The sequence below is a fragment of the Tsukamurella hominis genome, assembly GCF_965137015.1.
Lineage (GTDB): Bacteria > Actinomycetota > Actinomycetes > Mycobacteriales > Mycobacteriaceae > Tsukamurella > Tsukamurella hominis.
On the sequence record NZ_CBCRZG010000001.1, the window covers coordinates 104,934 to 123,223 of the forward strand.

Annotated in this window: 19 protein-coding genes; 11 read left to right on the forward strand and 8 right to left on the reverse strand. The window is 72.2% G+C overall.

The features are described from left to right. The first annotated feature begins 67 nt into the window (after window positions 1-67). The 3 genes from ACM9LD_RS00505 to ACM9LD_RS00515 are packed head-to-tail and all read left to right on the forward strand — an operon-like array spanning window position 68 to window position 3,127. Window positions 68-1,327 carry a sensor histidine kinase gene (locus ACM9LD_RS00505; RefSeq protein ID WP_415674858.1) on the forward strand — a complete coding sequence of 420 codons (1,260 nt, stop codon included), beginning with the start codon at window positions 68-70 and terminating at the stop codon, window positions 1,325-1,327. A 10-nt stretch (window positions 1,328-1,337) separates the two neighbouring features. Then, window positions 1,338-1,964 carry a response regulator gene (locus tag ACM9LD_RS00510; RefSeq protein ID WP_415674859.1) on the forward strand — a complete coding sequence of 209 codons (627 nt, stop codon included), beginning with the start codon at window positions 1,338-1,340 and terminating at the stop codon, window positions 1,962-1,964. Between the two features lie 44 nt (window positions 1,965-2,008). After that, on the forward strand, window positions 2,009-3,127 hold the full coding sequence (locus ACM9LD_RS00515) for an adenosine deaminase (protein ID WP_415674860.1): 1,119 nt from the start codon (window positions 2,009-2,011) through the stop codon (window positions 3,125-3,127). 39 nt (window positions 3,128-3,166) lie between these two features. On the opposite strand, the gene ACM9LD_RS00520 is transcribed toward ACM9LD_RS00515, so the two are convergent. The 3 genes from ACM9LD_RS00520 to ACM9LD_RS00530 form a co-directional block, all read right to left on the reverse strand. Continuing rightward, window positions 3,167-4,513 carry a primosomal protein gene (locus ACM9LD_RS00520; protein WP_415674861.1) on the reverse strand — a complete coding sequence of 449 codons (1,347 nt, stop codon included), beginning with the start codon at window positions 4,511-4,513 and terminating at the stop codon, window positions 3,167-3,169. Window positions 4,514-4,575: 62 nt separating this feature from the next. Continuing rightward, complete coding sequence (locus ACM9LD_RS00525) at window positions 4,576-5,739, reverse strand: C40 family peptidase (RefSeq protein ID WP_415674862.1); 1,164 nt, start codon at window positions 5,737-5,739, stop codon at window positions 4,576-4,578. Continuing rightward, window positions 5,736-6,050 carry a hypothetical protein gene (locus ACM9LD_RS00530; protein WP_415674863.1) on the reverse strand — a complete coding sequence of 105 codons (315 nt, stop codon included), beginning with the start codon at window positions 6,048-6,050 and terminating at the stop codon, window positions 5,736-5,738. The genes ACM9LD_RS00525 and ACM9LD_RS00530 overlap by 4 nt, the downstream gene beginning before the upstream one ends. Before the next feature lie 63 nt (window positions 6,051-6,113). On the opposite strand from ACM9LD_RS00530, the gene upp reads away from it, so the two are divergent. Next, window positions 6,114-6,743 (forward strand): uracil phosphoribosyltransferase, encoded by a 630-nt coding sequence (gene upp, locus ACM9LD_RS00535; RefSeq protein WP_415674864.1) that lies wholly within the window; start codon window positions 6,114-6,116, stop codon window positions 6,741-6,743. Window positions 6,744-6,762: 19 nt separating this feature from the next. On the opposite strand, the gene ACM9LD_RS00540 is transcribed toward upp, so the two are convergent. From ACM9LD_RS00540 to ACM9LD_RS00550, 3 genes are read right to left on the reverse strand one after another with little or no spacing between them, the layout of a single operon-like run. After that, entirely contained in the window at window positions 6,763-7,323 is a 561-nt protein-coding gene (locus ACM9LD_RS00540) for a hypothetical protein (protein WP_415674865.1), read from the reverse strand. After that, the gene (locus ACM9LD_RS00545) at window positions 7,305-8,930 is read right to left on the reverse strand and encodes a phospho-sugar mutase (RefSeq protein ID WP_415674866.1); all 1,626 of its coding nucleotides are present in this window, start codon (window positions 8,928-8,930) and stop codon (window positions 7,305-7,307) included. Before ACM9LD_RS00545 ends, ACM9LD_RS00540 begins: the two co-directional genes overlap by 19 nt. Then, on the reverse strand, window positions 8,927-9,763 hold the full coding sequence (locus tag ACM9LD_RS00550; protein ID WP_415674867.1) for a purine-nucleoside phosphorylase: 837 nt from the start codon (window positions 9,761-9,763) through the stop codon (window positions 8,927-8,929). Before ACM9LD_RS00550 ends, ACM9LD_RS00545 begins: the two co-directional genes overlap by 4 nt. A gap of 32 nt (window positions 9,764-9,795) precedes the next feature. Here ACM9LD_RS00550 and ACM9LD_RS00555 point away from each other — a divergent pair, with 32 nt between their 5' ends. From ACM9LD_RS00555 to ACM9LD_RS00565, 3 genes are read left to right on the forward strand one after another with little or no spacing between them, the layout of a single operon-like run. Then, entirely contained in the window at window positions 9,796-10,506 is a 711-nt protein-coding gene (locus tag ACM9LD_RS00555) for an enoyl-CoA hydratase/isomerase family protein (RefSeq protein ID WP_415674868.1), read from the forward strand. 2 nt (window positions 10,507-10,508) lie between these two features. Next, window positions 10,509-11,708 carry an amidohydrolase gene (locus tag ACM9LD_RS00560; protein ID WP_415674869.1) on the forward strand — a complete coding sequence of 400 codons (1,200 nt, stop codon included), beginning with the start codon at window positions 10,509-10,511 and terminating at the stop codon, window positions 11,706-11,708. Next, the gene (locus tag ACM9LD_RS00565; RefSeq protein ID WP_415674870.1) at window positions 11,705-12,913 is read left to right on the forward strand and encodes an amidohydrolase; all 1,209 of its coding nucleotides are present in this window, start codon (window positions 11,705-11,707) and stop codon (window positions 12,911-12,913) included. The genes ACM9LD_RS00560 and ACM9LD_RS00565 overlap by 4 nt, the downstream gene beginning before the upstream one ends. 169 nt (window positions 12,914-13,082) lie before the next feature. Here ACM9LD_RS00565 and ACM9LD_RS00570 read toward each other — a convergent pair whose 3' ends face one another. Then, window positions 13,083-14,075 (reverse strand): ArsR family transcriptional regulator, encoded by a 993-nt coding sequence (locus tag ACM9LD_RS00570; RefSeq protein ID WP_415674871.1) that lies wholly within the window; start codon window positions 14,073-14,075, stop codon window positions 13,083-13,085. Between the two features lie 55 nt (window positions 14,076-14,130). On the opposite strand from ACM9LD_RS00570, the gene ACM9LD_RS00575 reads away from it, so the two are divergent. After that, complete coding sequence (locus ACM9LD_RS00575) at window positions 14,131-14,367, forward strand: hypothetical protein (RefSeq protein WP_415674872.1); 237 nt, start codon at window positions 14,131-14,133, stop codon at window positions 14,365-14,367. 6 nt (window positions 14,368-14,373) lie between these two features. Here the strand turns inward: ACM9LD_RS00575 and ACM9LD_RS00580 are convergent, their stop codons facing one another. Then, window positions 14,374-14,868, reverse strand: a complete 495-nt coding sequence (locus tag ACM9LD_RS00580) for a gamma-glutamylcyclotransferase (RefSeq protein WP_415674873.1) — start codon at window positions 14,866-14,868, stop codon at window positions 14,374-14,376. Between the two features lie 89 nt (window positions 14,869-14,957). Here ACM9LD_RS00580 and ACM9LD_RS00585 point away from each other — a divergent pair, with 89 nt between their 5' ends. The 3 genes from ACM9LD_RS00585 (at window position 14,958) to ACM9LD_RS00595 (ending at window position 18,289) form a co-directional block, all read left to right on the forward strand. Next, window positions 14,958-16,361, forward strand: coding sequence for an NAD(P)H-quinone dehydrogenase (locus ACM9LD_RS00585; protein ID WP_415674874.1), 1,404 nt, complete (start codon window positions 14,958-14,960; stop codon window positions 16,359-16,361). Between the two features lie 9 nt (window positions 16,362-16,370). Continuing rightward, window positions 16,371-16,493: a hypothetical protein gene (locus ACM9LD_RS00590; RefSeq protein WP_415674875.1), complete on the forward strand. Its 123-nt coding sequence runs from the start codon at window positions 16,371-16,373 to the stop codon at window positions 16,491-16,493. A gap of 95 nt (window positions 16,494-16,588) precedes the next feature. Then, the gene (locus ACM9LD_RS00595) at window positions 16,589-18,289 is read left to right on the forward strand and encodes a sodium:solute symporter family protein (RefSeq protein ID WP_415674876.1); all 1,701 of its coding nucleotides are present in this window, start codon (window positions 16,589-16,591) and stop codon (window positions 18,287-18,289) included. Window position 18,290: the final 1 nt, after the last annotated feature.

Below are 18,290 nucleotides of genomic sequence, written 5' to 3' on the forward strand. Positions count from 1 at the left end.
GGCACCACCCCGGATTCTCCCGCTGGGGCCAGGGACTCTCGGCCGCGGCGGACCTAGCGTCTACGGCATGATCTTCTCCATGACCCCGCCCCCGGTGCAGCGCGAGCCCGTCCGCGGCGCGCTCGCCGCGCCGCTGCGTGAGCCGATGCGCTTCCTCACCACCTCCGCGCCCTGGCGCGGCCTGGCCTACTTCGCCGGATCGATGATCGTCGGGTGGGTGCTCTTCTTCCTGTACGTCGTCGTGGTGCTGCTGCCCTTCGCGCCGGCGTGGTCGTTCGGCCTGGCGAAGCTGGAGCGCCTGCGGGTCACGTGGCTGGGGGAGACGGCGATCGGCGATCCGCACCCGCCCGTCGCCGGGAACCTGTCCGCCCGCGCGGGCGCGCGGCTCGGTGAGCGGGCCACCTGGCGTGAGGTCGCCTACTCGTTGCTGCTCGCCGTGCTCACCCCGATCGTGTTCCTGGGCGCGGTGATCGGCTGGACCGTCGGCGGCGGGCTCCTGGTCGGCCCGCTCCTCTCCGACGAGGTCAACGTCATGGGCACGGCGGTCGACGGTGTCGTCGGCCGCGCGGTCTGGGGCGCGATCGGCGCCGTGATCTGCGCCGTGGGGCTGTACATCACCTACGCCGTGTCCGTGGCGCAGGCCGCCACCGCGCGCCTGCTGCTCGGCCCCACCGAGGAGGAGTTGCAGCGGCGCGTCACGACGCTCGAGGCCTCCCGCGGCGTGCTGGTGCACTCCTTCGAGGGGGAGCGCCGCCGCATCGAGCGCAACCTGCACGACGGCCCGCAGCAGGACCTCGCGAGCCTGTCGCTGCAGCTCGGCGAGCTGCAGCAGAGCCTGCCGGACACTGCCGACGAGGCCCTGCGCGGTCAGGTGTCCGAGGCGCAGGCCCGCCTCGAGCGCGCGATGGCGGGCCTGCGGGACACCGTCCGCGGCGTGCACCCGCAGGTGCTCGACGACGCCGGCGTCGAGGCCGCGTGCGCCGAGCTCGGCGGCGCGATCCGGGTCGACGTGAGCGCGGGAGAGGGCTGGACGCCCGGCGGCCGCCTGCCCGCCGAGATCGAGCAGGCCATGTACTACACCGCCAGCGAGGCCGTCACCAACGCGATCAAGCACGGCGGCGCGAGCACGGTGCGGATCACGTTCGCCGCGGGCGCGCTCGGGGTGTCGATGACGGTGATGGACGACGGTACGGGCGGGGCGGACCCGGCCGGCGGCACGGGCCTCGCCGGGCTGATCGAGCGGGCCGAGTCGATCGGCGCGACCCTGACGGTGCTGAGCCCGCCCGGAGGGCCCACGACGCTCTACTGGGCGAAGGCGATGTCGTAGGCTGCGCGCGATGCGCATTGCAATAGCCGAGGATTCCGTGCTGTTGGCCGAGGGGCTGCAGCGGATCGTCGAACGGGCCGGCCACGAGGTGGCCGGCCTGCTCGGCGATGCCGACGCGCTCCGGGCGATCGATCCAGGCACCGTCGACCTGGTGCTGACCGACGTCCGGATGCCGCCCGGCCACGGTGACGACGGACTCCGGGCGGCGCTGGACCTGCGGGCCGGCCGCGCCGGCCTGCCGGTGCTGGTGCTCTCCCAGTACGTCGCCGCCGCGTACGCGCGGCGGCTGCTGGACTCCGGCGGCGGCGTGGGCTACCTGCTCAAGGAGCGGGTCGGGCGCGTGGACGATTTCCTCCGCGCCCTCGACACCGTGGCGAACGGGGGAGTGGTGGTGGACCCCGAGGTGATCTCGAAGATGTTCACCCCGACGGTGCTCGACCGGCTCACGCCCCGCGAGGGCGAGGTGCTCGCCCTCATGGCGGAGGGCCGCAGCAACGCCGATATCGCTGCAGCGCTGGTGGTCTCGGACGCGGCGGTCGCCAAGCACGTGGCGAACATCTTCGCGAAGCTGGACCTGCCCCCGGAGGAGGGGAACCGCCGCGTCCGTGCCATCCTCACCTATCTCACGGAGCGATAGCCGCGCCGACCGTGTTACGCGCCGGTAGCCGGTACCTTGACCCTATGGCGAATCCCGTTGGCCCCACTCCTATCGACCTGCAGGCACTGCGCCGCGCGCCCAAGGTGCTGCTCCACGACCATCTCGACGGCGGGCTGCGGCCCGCCACCGTCCTCGAGCTCGCCGCCGAGACCGGCTACGCGAACCTCCCCGCCACCACCGAGCCCGAGCTGGCCGCGTGGTTCCGGGACGCCGCCGACTCCGGCTCGCTGGTGAAGTACCTGGAGACGTTCGAGCACACCGTCGGCGTGATGCAGACGCCCGAGGCGCTCGCCCGCGTGGCGCGCGAGTGCGCGGAGGACCTGGCGGCCGACGGCGTGGTCTACGCCGAGGTGCGGTTCGCGCCCGAGCAGCACCTCGAGGGCGGCCTGTCGCTCGACGAGGTCATGGAGGCCGTGCTCGCGGGCTTCGCCTCGGGCGAGTCCGCGGCGCGCACCGCGGGCCGCCCGATCGTGGTGCGCTGCCTCGTGACCGCGATGCGGCACGCGGCCCGCTCGCGCGAGATCGCCGAGCTGACGGTGCGCTGGCGCGACCGCGGCGCCGTCGGATTCGACATCGCCGGCGCGGAGGCGGGCTTCCCGCCCAGCCGCCACCTCGACGCGTTCGAGTACATGCGGGATCACTCCGCGCCCTTCACCATTCACGCCGGAGAGGCGTTCGGGCTGCCGTCGATCCATGAGGCGCTGGCCTTCTGCGGTTGCGATCGCCTGGGCCACGGGGTGCGCATCGTCGACGACATCGCGGGCGTCGAGCCGGGATCCACCGACTTCTCCGACGCGGTCCTCGGCCGGGTCGCGGCACGGGTGCGGGACGCGCGCATCCCGTTGGAGCTGTGCCCCAGCTCCAACGTGCAGACCGGCGCGGTCGCCTCGATGGAGGAGCATCCCTTCAACCTGTTGGCGCAGTTGCGCTTCCGGGTCACGGTGAACACCGATAACCGGCTCATGAGTGACACCACGATGAGCGCGGAGATGCTCAAGCTGGTCGAGACCTTCGGCTACGGCTGGGCCGATCTGCAGCGCTTCACGATCAACGCGATGAAGTCGGCGTTCCTGCCCTTCGACGAGCGACTCGCGATCATCGACGACGTGATCAAGCCCGGCTTCGCGGTGCTGATCGGTTGACGCAGGCATGCCCCGCGGCGGCGACGCCGCGGGGTCCGGTCACTTGGAGGTGAGCCGGTCCTCGAAGTCGTGCTCGAGGGCTCGCCACGCCTCGGCCTCGTTGTCGAACGGGCCCGACGGTGCGAGCCTCCGCGGCTGCGGGTCGAGCGCGTAGGAGACGAAGAAGCCCAGCGGAGTGGTGGGGCGCAGCGCATCGCGCACCGAGGCGTCGTCCGCGAAGTCGGCCGAGTCCAGCAGCAGTTCCACCGCGAGGTCCAGCTGATCGCGGTCGATGCGCCGCGGACCGTCGGCGATGTCCTCGCCGATTCCGGGGAGCACGTAGACGTTGTCGTCGTAGACCTCGATCTCCAGCGATCCGTCGGTCGCGGCCACGCGCACCTCGTCGAAGGTGGAGACCGACGAGAGGTCGGTGTCGTCGTCGTCCGCGAGGTACCGCGCCAGCGCGCCCTCGGAGTCGAAGACGTAGATCTTGCCCTTACGGCCCAGGAAGACCGGGTTGTCGTCGAGGTAGCAGCGCAGCGTGTAGTACTCGCCGGTGGAGGTGATGATCTTGATCGGGTCGATGCCGACCTGACCCCAGAAGGAGTCGTCCTCCTCCTCCTCGTCCTCGAAGTCCTCCTCGGCGCTCTTCGCGAGCGCCGCGCCGTCGTCGGCGTCCTCGTCGCCCTCGTACTCGTCGTCGTCCTCATCGAGGTCGTCGGTGTCGAGACCGGGCACGTCGTCCAGGTCGTCGTCGAGGTCGTCGTCCAGGTCCGCGGCATCGGCGGCCAGGGCGGCGGCCTTCTCCTCGGCCTCCGCGAGCTCCTGCTCGGCCGCCTCGGTGAGCGTGGCGGACACCTTCGGGGTGCTGACGACGCCCTCGATCGCGTCGATCACGTCGTCCCACTTGCGGCTGATGATCTGGCCGACCTTGTGCCACATCTCCGCGCCCTCGCGGCCCTCGAAGTTGCGGGTACCGATCCGCACGGTGCCGAGGACCGGGTTGCCGTTGAAGAACTTGGTGACGTCGATCAGTTCGCACACCTCGCCGATGAGGCCGACGATCTCGAGGGTGTCCTCGAGCTCCGCGATCACCTCGGGGGTGGGCTCCTCGGCGGCGAGCTCCGGCACCGAGATCAGGTCGAAGCTGCGGTCGTCGCGGGGCACGAAGGCCTCCGCGGGCAGGGTGGTCAGGGCCTCCCAGGCGGGGTGGTCGTCCAGGTCGTTCGGCTTGCCGCTGCGGGCGAAGGCGACCAGCTCGGCGACCGACGAGAAGCCGTACAGGTCCTCGTCGAGGCCCAGGAAGGCCTCCCATTCGTCCTCCCCGTCACGCCACCGCGGTGCCCACAGGGTGTACACCGGGCCGTCGGTGAGGCCGAGTTCGATCGGGACGATGTCAGACGCCATGGCGCCCAGCGTAGTGCACCGGGCCGCCTGCGCGTCGGCTGGAGGATCCGACCGCACGGGGCTCAGCCCGTCGGGCGGAAGAACCCGTAGAACTGCTGGCCGATGTTGTCCGTGCGGATCGCGGAGATCTGCACCGGATCGCCCGCCTCCACCATGCGGCCGTCGCCGATGACCATCGCGACGTGCCCCTCCCACACGGCCAGATCGCCCGGCTGCACCTGCCCGGCGCTCACCGCCGCTCCCACGCCCTGCTCGTTGGCGAGGCGCGGCAGTTCGATGCCGGCCTGCCGGTACGCCCACTGCGTGAATCCGCTGCAGTCCAGCCCGACTCCGGGCGTCGTCCCGCCCCACGAGTAGGGCACGCCCAACTGCGTGAGCGCGGCCTGCACCGCGGCGGCGGCCTTCGCGTTCGGGGCCTTCACCACCGTGCCGTCGGGCAGCCGCACGTCGTAGCCGCCCTTGCCGTCGGCGGTCACCGTCGCCCCGGACCGGCGCGAGGCGGACACCGTCTTCGCCCCGGAGCCACGGCCCGAGCCCGAGCCGCTCCGGTTCGCGGACGTGAGCGCGGAGGTGAGCCCGCTGACGGGGGAGGCTCCGCCGCCCGAGCCGCCTCCGGATCCCGAGCCGGTGCCGGTCGGGGAGGAGGTCGACGGGGTCGCGGTCGCCGTCGTCGAGGCGGGCGTCGTCGCCGCACCGCCGTCGACGGTGGCGGGCGCGGTCGGGGTGCTCTCCGCCAGCCCGGACACCGTGCCGGTCTCGCCGTCGAGCTCGTCGCGGACGGACCGCAGCACGTCGAGCGCCTGCTGCAGGTGGTCGGCGGCCAGCGTGAGCACCGCGATCAGCCCGGTGGGGTTGAGCAGCGTCGGGTTCGCGGCCTCGGCCTTGCTCACGAAAGAGTCGAGGACGGCCTGCAGCCGCGCGCGGCCCCTGCTCACCACCCCGGCGGCGGTCGTGACCGACTCGCGGATCGATCCGCTGTGCTGCGACAGGGCCGCCGCGGCGGTGCCGCCGGTGCCGATCGTGCGCTGCGCGGTCGTCGCATCGACGCCCGTCCACGCGCTGCCGACGCTGACCGTCGCCGAATCCGTCTGCGCGCTGACCCGGGCCAGCTCGGCCTCCACCGCCCGGATCGCCGCGTCGACCCCCGCGACGGAGAGGTCGCCGGTGCCGAACGTGTCGAGCAGGGCCCGCAGCGGCGCCGCCAGCGCCGCGACGATGCCGCTCACGGCGCGCCCAGCAGCCCGAGCAGCGCCCCCGCGCCGCCCGCGTCCGTGGCGACGGCGGAGGCCACCGTCCGCGCCGCCCCGGCGGAGGCCGAGGTGTAGAACGCCGCCAGACGTGTCACCTCGGCATCGGCGGCGGTGACGGCGCCCAACAGCTCGGCCAGATAGTCGCCGCCGACCAGCCCGAAGACCGGTGTGAGCGCCGCGGCCGAGACGGCGCCCGCTCCCGCGGCCCCCGCCACCGACGCGGCCAGCGACCCCAGCTCGCTCCCCGCCGCCGTCACCGCGCTCGTCGTCATCAGAAACGGTTCCATCGCAATACCCCCTCATTGATTGGACGCCTCAGGCCCCCGCGAGGTTCCCGATACGCTGACCGCATGCAGATCACCGTGGTCGACCACCCCCTGGCCGCCGTCCGCCTCACCGCGCTCCGCGCGGAGGCCACCGACAACGCCTCCTTCCGCGCAGCGCTCAAGGAGCTCACCCAGATGCTGGTCTACGAGGCCATGCGCGATGCCGCCGTCGCCCCCGTGACCGTGACCACCCCGCTCGAGGACACCGACGGCGCCGCGCTCGCGAAGCCTCCGCTGCTGGTGCCCGTCCTGCGCGCCGGGCTCGGCATGGTCGACCAGGCGCACGCGATGCTGCCGGAGTCCCAGGTGGGCTTCGTCGGTATGGGGCGCAACGAGGAGACCCACGTCCCCGAGCCGTACTTCCAGTCGCTGCCCGCCGATCTCGCGGGCCGTCCCGTCTTCGTGCTCGACCCGATGCTCGCGACCGGCGGCTCGATGGTGGAGACGCTGAGCCTGCTCGCGCAGCGCGGCGCGACCGACGTGACCGCGGTGTGCGTCGTCGCGGCGCCCGAGGGCGTGCAGGCGCTCGCGGACTGCGGCCACCCCGTCCGCCTGGTCACGGCAACCGTCGACCGGGGGCTGAACGAGAACGCCTACATCGTGCCCGGCCTCGGCGACGCCGGCGACCGCCAGTTCGGCCCGCGCTGGACCTGACCCGCGGAACGGGACGGGGCTACGGGGCCGCCCAGAATCCCGTCGCCGGCTCGGTGAACTCGCCCGACGGGGTGCTGATCACCAGGCCGGCGGGGGTGATGTTGATCGTCGCGTCCGGGGCGCGAGCGACCCAGCCCGGGCCTGCGGGCAGTACGCCCTCGATGCGCGTCCCGGTACCGGTGTCGATGCGCCAGCCCGCGTAGTACAGCGCGCCCGCGCGATCGCAGACGACGGCCTGCGAGGTGGCGGTGAGGACCATCATCCGCGCACCGTCGCCGTCGGCGCAGCGCGCCGGTGTGCCCAGGAAGCCGAGCACGTCGGTCCCGGGGATCGACGGTGCGGGCGCGGGCTTCGCCGGCTCGGGGGTCGCCGTCGCGGTCACCGGGGCGGAACTCGACGGTCCGGAGGGCGGTGCCGCCACGGCCGCGGGCTCGGTGGGCCGCTTGCCGCTCACGTAGGCGGTGGCGGCCGCGGCTGCGGCCACCACGATCAAGACCCCCACCAGCACCGACACGGCGATCACCCGGCCGCGTGCGGGATCGGCCGGGCGGGCGGGGCGGTTCACCCGAAGGCCGCCCACTTACGCACCGTCTCGGTCACCTCGGTGAGCCGCTGTCGAGCGCGCGCCTCGGCGCCGCTCGTGTCGCTGTCGACTGTCACGGGCTCGATCACCTCCAGGTAGAACTTCGCCTTCGGCTCGGTTCCGGAGGGGCGCACGGTGACCCGGACGCCGTCGCCGCGGAACACCAGCGCGTCCGTCGCGGGGCGTGCCGTCAGAAGATCCTCACAGCCGACGGCGGTGTTTGCAACCTCAATGGGTGGGTCGGCGCGCAGCGCGGCCATGATCGCGGCGATCCGCGCGACGTCGTCCACGCGCAGCGCGTACTGGCTCGACAGGTACACGCCGTGCCGGTGGTACAGCGCGTCCAGGGCGTCGGGCAACCCGCTGCCCTGCGCCTTCAGGGCTGCGGCGTAACCGGCGGCGACGACCGCGGCGGAGATCCCGTCCTTGTCGCGCACCGTCGACGGGTCGACGCAGAGGCCGAGCGCCTCCTCGTACGCGAACACCAGGCCGTCGCCCGCCCGGACGAGATTCTTGAACCCGGTCAGGGTGCGCGCGTACCGCGCGCCGCGGCTCTCGGCGATCGCGCCGAGGAGCTCGGAGCTGACGATCGTCGTCGCCACGAGGGGATCCGACGGTGCGCCGTCCAGCGGTGCATCGAGCAGGTGGGCGCCCAGCAGCGAACCGGACTCGTCGCCGGTGAGCATCCGCCAGCCGCCGGGGAACCGGGCGCCCAGGGCGCACCGGTCGGCGTCGGGGTCGAGGGCGATCGCGAGGTCGGCGTCCACCCGCTCCGCGAGGGCGAGCAGCAGGTCGGATGCGCCGGGCTCCTCGGGATTGGGGAAGGTCACCGTCGGGAACTCGCCATCGGGCGCGAACTGCTGCTCCACGACGTGCACGTCGTCGAAGCCGCTGCGGCGCAGGGCCTCCACCGCGACCTTCCCGCCCACGCCGTGCATCGGCGTCAGGGCGATCCGCAGCGGCGCGGACGGCGCCGGGCGCAGCGAGGAGACGCGGTCCAGGTACGCCGCGACCACCTCGGCGGCGCGCGGGTCGGCGGGCACCGGCGTCCGCTCGATCGCCGTGGCGTGCGGGGCCGCGGCGATGAGCTTCTCGATCTCGGCGTCGGCCGGGGAGACCAACTGGGCGCCGCCGTCGAGGTAGACCTTGTAGCCGTTGTCCGCGGGCGGGTTGTGCGAGGCCGTGATCTGGACGCCCGCGACGGCGCCGAGCGCCTTGGTCGCGAACGAGACCCACGGAGTGGGGCCGGGTTCGGGCAGCGCCACCACGGCGAAGCCCTGGGCCGCGAGCACCTCGGTGGCGGCAGCGAAGAAGGCCTCCGAGCCGCGCCGCGCGTCGCGCCCGACGACGACGGTGCCGCCGCCCAGGCACTTCGCTTTCAGCCATTCGCCGAGCGCCCAGGTCGTGCGGGTCACGACCGCCACGTTCATGCCCGACGGTCCGCCGCGCACCGGGCCCCGCAGGCCCGCGGTGCCGAAGGAGAGCGGGGCGGCGAAGCGTTCCGCGAGCTCGTCGCCGCTCAGGGCTTCGAGCTCGGCGCGGGTCGCCGGGTCGGGGTCGCCCTCGATCCATGCGAGGGCCTCGGCCGCGAGCTCGGCGCTCATGCCTCCATCGCCTCGATCACGTCGGCGAGCAGGCCGCCCATTCGCGCGGCGGCCTCGCGACCGGCCTCGAGGACCTCCTCGTGGTTGAGCGGCTCGCCGGTGATGCCGGCGGCCAGGTTGGTGACGAGCGAGATCCCCAGCACCGCGGCGTCCTCCGCGCGGGCGGCGATCGTCTCGTGCACCGTCGACATGCCCACCAGGTCGGCGCCCAGCGTGCGCAGCATCCGGATCTCGGCCGGGGTCTCGTAGTGCGGGCCCGGCAGCCCGGCGTAGACGCCCTCGTTCAGCGACGGATCCACCTGCTGTGCCAGCGCGCGCAGGGCGGGGGAGTAGGCGTCGACGAGGTTGACGAACTGCGCGCCGACCAGGGGCGAGCGGGTCGTGAGGTTGAGGTGGTCGGAGATCAGCACCGGCTCGCCCACGAACATTCCCTCGCGGAGGCCGCCGGCGGCGTTGGTGAGGATCACCGTCGACGCGCCCGCCGCGCACGCCGTGCGCACGGGGTGGACCACGCGGGAGAGGTCGTGGCCCTCGTAGGCATGGGTGCGGCCGAGCAGGACCAGCACCCGCTTGCCGCCGACGACCACGGCAGACGCCGTGCCTTTGTGGCCCGCCGCGCTGGGCGGCGCGAAGTGCGGCAGCTCGGCCATCGGGACGGAGCCGGCGGCGGCGCCGCGCGCCGTGAGCGCATCTGCCGCGGGCGCCCAGCCGGAGCCGAGGACGACCGCCACGTCGAAGCGCTCACCTCCGGTCGCCGCGATGAGCGCGTCGGCCGCCTCCCGGGCCGCCGCGGTGGGATCGTCGATGCCGGTGTCGCGTGCAGTCTGCGCCATGGGAACCGATGCTAGCGGCTATCGTGATCGCCATGCCTTACGTCACGCGCACCGACGACGTCTTCACTCTGTTCCTGGGCGACGAGGGCGTCGAGCTCTCGGAGACCAACCCGGAGAACCGCTTCTCCCCGGACTGGGTCGACGCGGTGCACGCCCGCCTCGACGAGATCGAGGCGCAGGCGGCCGGTTCCCCCGCGGCGCTCGTCGTGACCGCCACTGGCAAGTTCTTCTCCAACGGCCTCGACGTCATGTACATCCTGGCCAACGCCGGTGAGCTGCCGACCTACCTGGATCGCGTGCACACGGTCTTCAGCCGCCTGCTGACCTTCCCCATGACCACCGTCGCGGCCGTCAACGGCCACGCCTTCGGCGCCGGCGCCATGCTGGCACTGTCGTGCGACTTCGCGGTGATGCGCGACGACCGGGGCTTCTTCTGCCTGCCCGAGGTCAGCCTCAAGATGGGCTTCACCGTGGGCATGGCGACGCTGCTGCGCTCGCGCCTGCCGTACCAGACCGCCGTCGAGGCGATGACCACCGGGCGCCGCTACGGCGGCGCCGACGCCGTGGCCGCCGGCATCGTGCAGGCCGCGGTCTCCGAGGCCGAGCTGCTGCCGGCCGCGACCGCCCGGGCGGCCGCGAACGCCGCGGCCGACGGCCCCACGCTGAACAAGATCAAGAACGATCTGCACACGCACCTCATCGCCGACCTCGCCGTTCCGACGACCGAAGTCAAGTTCGGCTGACGGTGACCGGTCGCGTCACCTCCGTCCTGGAGGCGCTCACCGGCACCGTCGACCGCGTGCGGGGCGACCTGGTCGCGGTCAGCCACGAGATCCACGCCCGGCCCGAGCTGGCCTTCGAGGAGCGGTTCGCGGCGGCGCTGCTGGCCGACGCCCTCGCGGGGCACGGCTTCGCCGTCGAGCGGCACGTCGCGGGCCTCGAGACCGCATTCGTCGGACGGGCCGGCGACGGGCCGCTGCGCGTCGCCGTCTTTGCCGAGTACGACGCCCTGCCCGGCATCGGGCACGCCTGCGGACACAACATCATCGCCGCGGCCGGACTCGGCGCGGGCATCGCGCTCGCGTCCGTCGCGGGCGAGCTCGGCCTCACCGTCGAGGTGTACGGCACCCCGGCCGAGGAGTCCGGGGGCGGCAAGGTACTCATGCTGCAGCGCGGCGCGTTCGACGGTGTCGCGTGCGCGGGCATGGTGCACCCCGCCCCGTTCGACGTGGTGCGCACGCGCACCCTGGCGCTGGCCGACCTCGCGATCCGGTTCACGGGGCGTGAGGCGCACGCCTCGGCGGCACCGTGGGCCGGCCGCAACGCGGGCGACGCGGCCACGGTCGCGCAGGTGGCCCTCGGACTGCTCCGGCAGCACTTCGAGCCCGGGCAGCAGCTGCACGGCATCGTCAGCGAGGGCGGGGCCGCGCCCAACGTCGTCCCCGCTGCCGCCGAGTTGCTCTACTACCTGCGTGCCGACGACGCGGAGTCGCTGGACCGGCTCGCCGCGCGCGCCGGCGACTGCTTCGCAGCGGGCGCCCTCGCGGCCGGGTGCACCCACGAGGTCACCGAGGTCTCGCCCGCGTACACGGAGCTGCGCAGCGACGACGGCCTCGCCGCCGCCTATCGGGCCGCGGCGGTCGCGATCGGCCGCGACCCGGTGGCGCCGGAGTTCGAGCGGCTGGTGCCTCTGGGGAGTACCGACATGGGCAATGTGAGCCACGCTGTACCGTCGATCCATCCGCTGATCGGCCTCGAGACCGACGGGGCCGTGACCCATCAGCCGGAATTCACGGCCGCCGCCGCCACCGAATCCGCCGATCGGGCCGTGCGCGACGGCGCTCTGGCCCTGGCCGCAGCCTTCGCTGCGGTCGCGGAGGACGAGGACGAGCGTGCGCGGCTGCTGACCGGGGCCGGGCGCGGAAGTGATGGAGGCGGACGGTGAGCGGCACGGCGAGCGGGACTGCGGGCGAGGAACTCTCGAGGGCCGCCTACGTCGATCGGTGGTTGCAGCGCAAGGGCGACTGGCTCCGCGAGTTCCGGCGCGACCTGCACGCTCACCCCGAACTGTCCTGGCGGGAGCAGCGCACCACCAACGCGGTCTTCGAGGCGCTGACCGCCGCGGGTCTGCACCCGCGGAAGCTGTCGACCACCGGCCTGATCTGTGATCTCGGCCCCACCGCCGGCGAGCGCGTGGCCCTGCGCGCCGACATGGACGCTCTGCCGATCCACGAGGCCACCGGCCTCGCGTTCCAGTCCACGACCCCGGGCGTCTCCCACGCCTGCGGCCACGACGCGCACACGTCGATCCTGCTGGGCACCGGCCTCGCGCTCGCGGAGCTCGCCCGCGCCGGGCGGCTGCCCGTCGGCGTGCGGCTGGTCTTCCAGCCCGCCGAGGAGGTCATGCCCGGCGGCGCGCTGTCCGCGGTCCGCGACGAGGTGATGCGGGGCGTCTCGCGGATCTACGCGCTGCACTGCGACCCGCGCGTCGAGGTCGGGAAGATCGGCGTCCGCTCCGGCGCGATCACTTCCGCCGCCGACCACGTCGAGGTCATCCTGCACTCGCCCGGCGGGCACACCTCGCGGCCGCACCTGACCAGCGACCTGATCTACGCCATGGGCACCGTCATCACCGGCCTGCCCGGCGTGCTGTCGCGCCGCGTGGATCCTCGCTCCGGCACGATCATGGTGTGGGGCGCCGCGAACGCGGGCTCCGCGCCGAACGCGATCCCGCAGATCGGGGCGCTGCACGGCACCGTCCGCACCGGCGAGCACCAGATCTGGGAGTCGCTGGAGCCGCTCGTGCGCGAGATCATCGCCGAACTGCTCTCGCCGCTGCGGATCAAGCACGAGGTCAACTACACCCGCGGCGTCCCGCCGGTCATCAACGACCACCTGGCCGCCACCCGCCTCGCGGACGCCGCGCGCGCCGTCTCGCCCGACGGGGTCGTCGACACCCCGCAGTCCGGCGGCGGCGAGGACTTCTCGTGGTACCTGGAGGAGTCGCCCGGCGCGATGGCGCGGCTCGGCGTGTGGTCCGGCGAGGGCCGTCAGTACGACCTGCACCAGCCCGATTTCGTGCTCGACGAGCGCGCGCTCGAGATGGGCGTGAAGGTCTTCACGAACGTGGTCTTCGCCTCCGGGCGCTGATCGCCGCGACCGGGGCCGTGCCCGCGCCGGCGTGGTCCCGGTCGCGGCGACGGCAGTGCGGCGATCGGACTCTCGAATTCTGTCCGCTTCGGACTCCGTGTCCGGAGCGGACAGAATCCGAGAGTCGTCGATGCGGGGCTCCGCGCTTCGTGTGACGGTGGTGCTGTGATCAGCCGTCGCCGCGCACGAGCGCGTCGCCGAGGACGGTGCGGCGGTACAGGACCCGACGTCCGTACCGCGAACTCTCGACGATCCCGCTGGCGCCCAGTACTTTCAGGCTCTGCGACACAGCTGACGGCGAGATCCCCAGCGCGGCGGCGAGATCGACCACCGCGGCGGGCTCGGCCAGTACCGCGAGGAGGTCCGCCTTCGCTGTGCCGATCAGCCTGCGGAGCGCGTCGTCGGCGACTGGTGGAACGGATTCCGCGAGCGTCGCCGAACCCCGGGCGGGGTAGCCGATGTTCGGCGCGGTGCGGGTCGGATCGTGGGCGGTGGTGATCTTCGTCGTGAAGACGCTCGGCATCAGCGTCAGGCCGAGGCCGGGGGAGCGGACCTCGCCCGAGACCACCGAGCACGACATGTCCACACTCAACTCCCCGGTGCGGCGCCATTCCACGCGCGGGCTCAGCGATTCGAAGAGACGGGTGGGGCCGCCGACGGCGAGCTCGCGACCGCGGAAGACGATGTCGGACTCCAGGATCCGCTGCACCGCGGGCCACACGGGCGCGACGGCGGCGCGGTGATAGTCGGCCAGGGCATCGGCGATGACCGGTGTGGGATCGTCCAGGGCGATCAGGCACGCCAGGGGCCCCGACGGTGCCGCGCCCTCCGCCAGTTCGACCAGCTCGGCGCGCGCCGTCCGCGCGTCCGTGCCACGGACCGCGTCGAGGTGCGCGTCGAACGTCGGCCGGACGTCGGCCTGTGCGGTCACCGGAGTGAGGAAGTCGGGGATCTGCTTGCCCGACGGCGAGACCAGCGCGTCGATCAGTTCGCGGTCGTACTCGTCCCGGCGGGCGTTCGCCTCGCACCGCCACCCCGTGAGGTGGTGCGCGGTGTCGTAGACCTTGTTCAGGTGGAACAGGCTCAGGACGGTCTCGTTGAGCGGCGACACCACGAAGCGGGCGTCGGCCAGATCTCCGACGTCCAACAGGTAGGTCAACATGTAGGCGCCACCTAATTCATTGGAACCCGCGGCGGGGTTCGTGTGTGCTCGGAGTATGAGCGAATACCGAGAGCACTGGAACCTGACGGCGGATCCTCCGACGGCAGCAGTCTACGCCCGCATGGCGGATGTGCACGACCGATCCTCGCGGGACCGGGAGGCCCGGAACCGGGTGGGGAGCACCGTCGCACCCGGACGACGGGGCCTGCGTCCCGGGCTGGCCCGGGCGCTGCGCCGGCTGGCGGCGGCGATCGAGCCGGCGCCGGCGGGCTGCGGGCCCGAGGCCGCCTGAGCGGTTCTACTCCGGGCCGTCGGCGGACGCGCCCGGTCCGGGGCCCACGTTGCGGGACTCGCGGGTGCGGATGTCGAGGACGTACTCCTCGGGGGCACCCGCGATGTACGCGGCGTCGGCCATCACGCCGAGGTAGCGGGCCGACGGGAGGCCGCCCTCGAAGGCGTCGACGACGTACAACCAGGCCAGGGTGGAGCCGCCGCCGATGAGGTCGACGCGGACCTTGAGCTTGACGTGGATGCCCAGCTCGGAGCCCTCCCAGCGGTCGAGGGAGACCTCGTCGTCGGGGGTCACGTCGTAGAGCACCACGAAGACCTTGGCGTCGGGATCGGAGGGGTCCTCGGTGACGGTCGCGAGTGCGCCCTCCCACCCGATGTCCTCGCCGGAGAAGGTCAGGCGCCAACCGTGCAGCCACCCCGTGCCTGCCATGGGCGAGTGCGGGGCGCGCTCGGCCATCTGGTCGGGGTGCATGTTGGAGCCGTATGCGGCGTAGATCGGCACAGGGTGGACTTTACCGCGCCGGTCCACGCGGACGGCTCTGCCCGACGGTGCCCGCACGCGGAGGCCGGTCGGACGATAGCGTTGCAGACATGACGAACATCGTGATCATCGGCGGCGGTCCGGCGGGGTACGAAGCAGCACTGGTGGCGGTGGCGCACGGCGGCGACGTCACGGTGATCGAGTCCGACGGGATCGGTGGGGCCTGCGTCCTGTACGACTGCGTCCCGTCGAAGACCTTCATCGCCTCGACCGGCATCCGCACCGAGACCCGGCGCGCCGTGGACCTGGGCATCGAGCTGCACTTCGAGCGCGTCGAGATCGACGTCGAGCGGATCAACTCGCGCGTCAAGGACCTGGCGGCGGCGCAGTCCGCCGACATCCGCGCCCGCCTCGCGGGCGAGGGCGTGCGGATCATCCGCGGCCGCGCCACGCTCGCTCCCACGGCGTCGGGTATGGCCCATCACGAGGTGAACGTCGTCACGCCGTCCGGCGGTGAGCAGTCCTTCGAGGCCGACGTCGTGCTCGTCGCCACCGGCGCGTCGCCCCGCGTGCTGGAGTCCGCGCAGCCCGACGGCGAGAAGATCCTGACCTGGCGGCAGCTGTACGACCTCGAGGAGCTCCCGACCCATCTCGTGGTCGTCGGCTCCGGCGTCACGGGCGCGGAGTTCGTGCACGCCTACACCGAGCTCGGCATCAAGGTCACCCTCGTCAGCTCCCGCGACCGGGTGCTGCCGCACGAGGACGAGGATGCCGCCCTGGTGCTGGAGGACGCGCTGCTCGACCGCGGCGTCTCGCTGGTCAAGCGGGCCTACGCCGACAAGGTGGAGCGAACCGAGGACGGCGTCGTCGTGCGCCTGACCGACGGCCGCACCGTGGAGGGCTCGCACTGCCTCATGACGGTCGGCTCGATCCCGAACACCGCGGGCATCGGCCTCGAGGACGTCGGCATCGAGGTGGACAAGGGCGGCTACATCCCCGTCGACCGCGTCTCGCGCACCAAGGTGCCCGGCATCTACGCCGCCGGCGACTGCACCGGCGTGCTGCCGCTCGCCTCCGTCGCCGCGATGCAGGGCCGCGTCGCGATGTACCACGCGCTCGGCGAGGGCGTCTCGCCGGTGAAGCTGAAGACCGTGTCGTCGGCGATCTTCACCCGCCCGGAGATCGCCACCGTCGGCGTCTCGCAGGCCGCGATCGACGACGGAACGTACCAGGCGCGCACCGTCATGCTGCCGCTCGCGACGAACCCGCGCGCGAAGATGTCGGGCCTGCGGCGCGGTTTCGTCAAGATCTTCTGTCGTCCCAACACCGGCCTCGTCATCGGCGGAGTGGTGGTGGCGCCCAACGCCTCCGAGCTGATCCTGCCGCTCACCGTCGCGGTGCAGAACGGGCTCACGGTCGACGACGTGGCGCAGACCTTCTCCGTGTACCCGTCGCTGTCCGGCTCGGTCACCGAGGCCGCCCGGCAGCTGATGCGCCAGGACGACCTGGCCTAGCATCCGGCGGTGAGCGATCGGGACGACGTCGTCGACGGTGCCGTCCGCGATCCCGAGGCGTTCCTGGTCGTGATGGTGGCTGCCGGGTCCGGGCGCGGAGATCGCGACGCGGTTCTTCGGAGGAGTCGCTGATCGATTTCGCACGAAAAATCACAAAAACGTTCAGCTGGGCTGTGAGGCTCTGTTAAATTTCGTGTGAATTCGTTCACTGACCCCCTGGAGGCGCGATGCTCCTCGCCGACAACGCACTCCGACTCAACGTCGGACTGCTCGACTACACGCTGGTCGCGATCTACTTCGTGTTCGTCCTGGGCATCGGGTACCTGGCCCGTACGCAGGTCGCATCCAGCCTCGACTTCTTCCTCTCGGGTCGGCGGCTCCCGGCGTGGGTGACCGGCGTCGCCTTCGTCTCCGCGAACCTCGGCGCCGTCGAGATCATGGGTATGTCGGCCACCGGCGCCCAGATCGGTATGTCGACCTTCCACTACTACTGGATCGGCGCCGTCCCGGCCATGGTCTTCCTCGGCATCGTGATGATGCCGTTCTACTACGGCTCGAAGGTGCGCAGCGTCCCCGAGTTCATGCGCAAGCGCTTCGGCACCGGCGCGCACCTGGTGAACTCGCTGAGCTTCGCGGTGGCCCAGGTACTCATCGCCGGCGTCAACCTGTTCCTCCTCGGCACCGTGATCAACGTGGTCCTCGGCTGGCCGCACTGGGTCTCGCTCCTCGTCGCCGCGGCGGTCGTGCTCACCTACACCGTGCTCGGCGGCCTCTCCGCCGCGATCTACAACGAGGTGCTGCAGTTCTTCGTCATCCTCGCGGCGCTGGTGCCGCTCACCGTGATCGGCCTGATCAAGGTCGGCGGTTGGAGCGGACTCAAGGAGAAGGTGATCGAGACCCGCTCCGACAAGGGCGTCACCGCCACCGTCTCCGATCAGCTGCACACCTGGCCGGGGCAGGCGCTCAGCGGCTTCGAATCGCCGGTCTGGTCCGTCGTCGGCATCGTCTTCGGTCTCGGCTTCGTGCTCTCCTTCGGCTACTGGACCACGAACTTCGTCGAGGTGCAGCGCGCCATGGCCTCGGACTCGATGTCGGCGGCGCGGCGCGCGCCCATCATCGGCGCCATCCCGAAGATGTTCATCCCCTTCGTGGTCGTGGTGCCGGGCATGATCTGCGCCGCGGCGATCGGCGACATGATCAACCTCAAGAACAACGGCGCGCCGGACGGCGTCACCTACAACGACGCGTTGCTGCTCATGATGCGCGACATCCTGCCCAACGGCCTGCTGGGCGTGGCCGTCGCCGGCCTGATCGCGTCGTTCATGGCGGGCATGGCGGCCAACGTCTCCGCGTTCAACACCGTGTTCAGCTACGACCTGTGGCAACAGTACGTGGTCAAGGACCGCGAGGATTCCTACTACATCCGCGTCGGCCAGGTCGCGACGGTCATCGCGGTGTTCCTCGCGATCGGCACGGCGACGATCGCCGCAGGCTACTCCAACCTGATGGACTACCTGCAGACGCTGTTCGGCTTCTTCAACGCGCCGCTCTTCGCGACGTTCCTGCTCGGCATGTTCTGGAAACGGATGACGCCCACCGCCGGCTGGGTGGGCCTCGTCTCCGGCACGCTGGCCGCGATCGGCGTCTTCATCCTGCAGAAGACCGGCGTGATCGACCTGCCCGGCCAGGGCATGGCCTTCGTCGCCGCATCGGCGGCCTTCGTGGTCGATATCGTGGTCTCCGTGCTGGTCTCCGCCGTGACGAAGCCGAAGCCCGAATCCGAGTTGAGCGGCTACGTCTACTCGCTCACCGACAAGGCCACCCTGCGGGGCGAGGACGACGGCTCCGCGCCCTGGTACTCGCGCCCCGTGCCCCTGGGGGCCGCGGTGCTCACCACGACCGTCGTACTCGGCCTGATCTTCCACTGAC

Bases quoted from the DNA above. Each gene is read 5' to 3' on its own strand.
- ACM9LD_RS00505 (WP_415674858.1), top strand. From the start codon at position 68: ATGATCTTCTCCATGACCCCGCCCCCGGTGCAGCGCGAGCCCGTCCGC.
- ACM9LD_RS00510 (WP_415674859.1), top strand. From the start codon at position 1,338: ATGCGCATTGCAATAGCCGAGGATTCCGTGCTGTTGGCCGAGGGGCTG.
- ACM9LD_RS00515 (WP_415674860.1), top strand. From the start codon at position 2,009: ATGGCGAATCCCGTTGGCCCCACTCCTATCGACCTGCAGGCACTGCGC.
- ACM9LD_RS00520 (WP_415674861.1), bottom strand. From the start codon at position 4,513: ATGGCGTCTGACATCGTCCCGATCGAACTCGGCCTCACCGACGGCCCG.
- ACM9LD_RS00530 (WP_415674863.1), bottom strand. From the start codon at position 6,050: ATGGAACCGTTTCTGATGACGACGAGCGCGGTGACGGCGGCGGGGAGC.
- upp (WP_415674864.1), top strand. From the start codon at position 6,114: ATGCAGATCACCGTGGTCGACCACCCCCTGGCCGCCGTCCGCCTCACC.
- ACM9LD_RS00545 (WP_415674866.1), bottom strand. From the start codon at position 8,930: ATGAGCGCCGAGCTCGCGGCCGAGGCCCTCGCATGGATCGAGGGCGAC.
- ACM9LD_RS00550 (WP_415674867.1), bottom strand. From the start codon at position 9,763: ATGGCGCAGACTGCACGCGACACCGGCATCGACGATCCCACCGCGGCG.
- ACM9LD_RS00555 (WP_415674868.1), top strand. From the start codon at position 9,796: ATGCCTTACGTCACGCGCACCGACGACGTCTTCACTCTGTTCCTGGGC.
- ACM9LD_RS00570 (WP_415674871.1), bottom strand. From the start codon at position 14,075: ATGTTGACCTACCTGTTGGACGTCGGAGATCTGGCCGACGCCCGCTTC.
- ACM9LD_RS00575 (WP_415674872.1), top strand. From the start codon at position 14,131: ATGAGCGAATACCGAGAGCACTGGAACCTGACGGCGGATCCTCCGACG.
- ACM9LD_RS00585 (WP_415674874.1), top strand. From the start codon at position 14,958: ATGACGAACATCGTGATCATCGGCGGCGGTCCGGCGGGGTACGAAGCA.
- ACM9LD_RS00595 (WP_415674876.1), top strand. From the start codon at position 16,589: ATGCTCCTCGCCGACAACGCACTCCGACTCAACGTCGGACTGCTCGAC.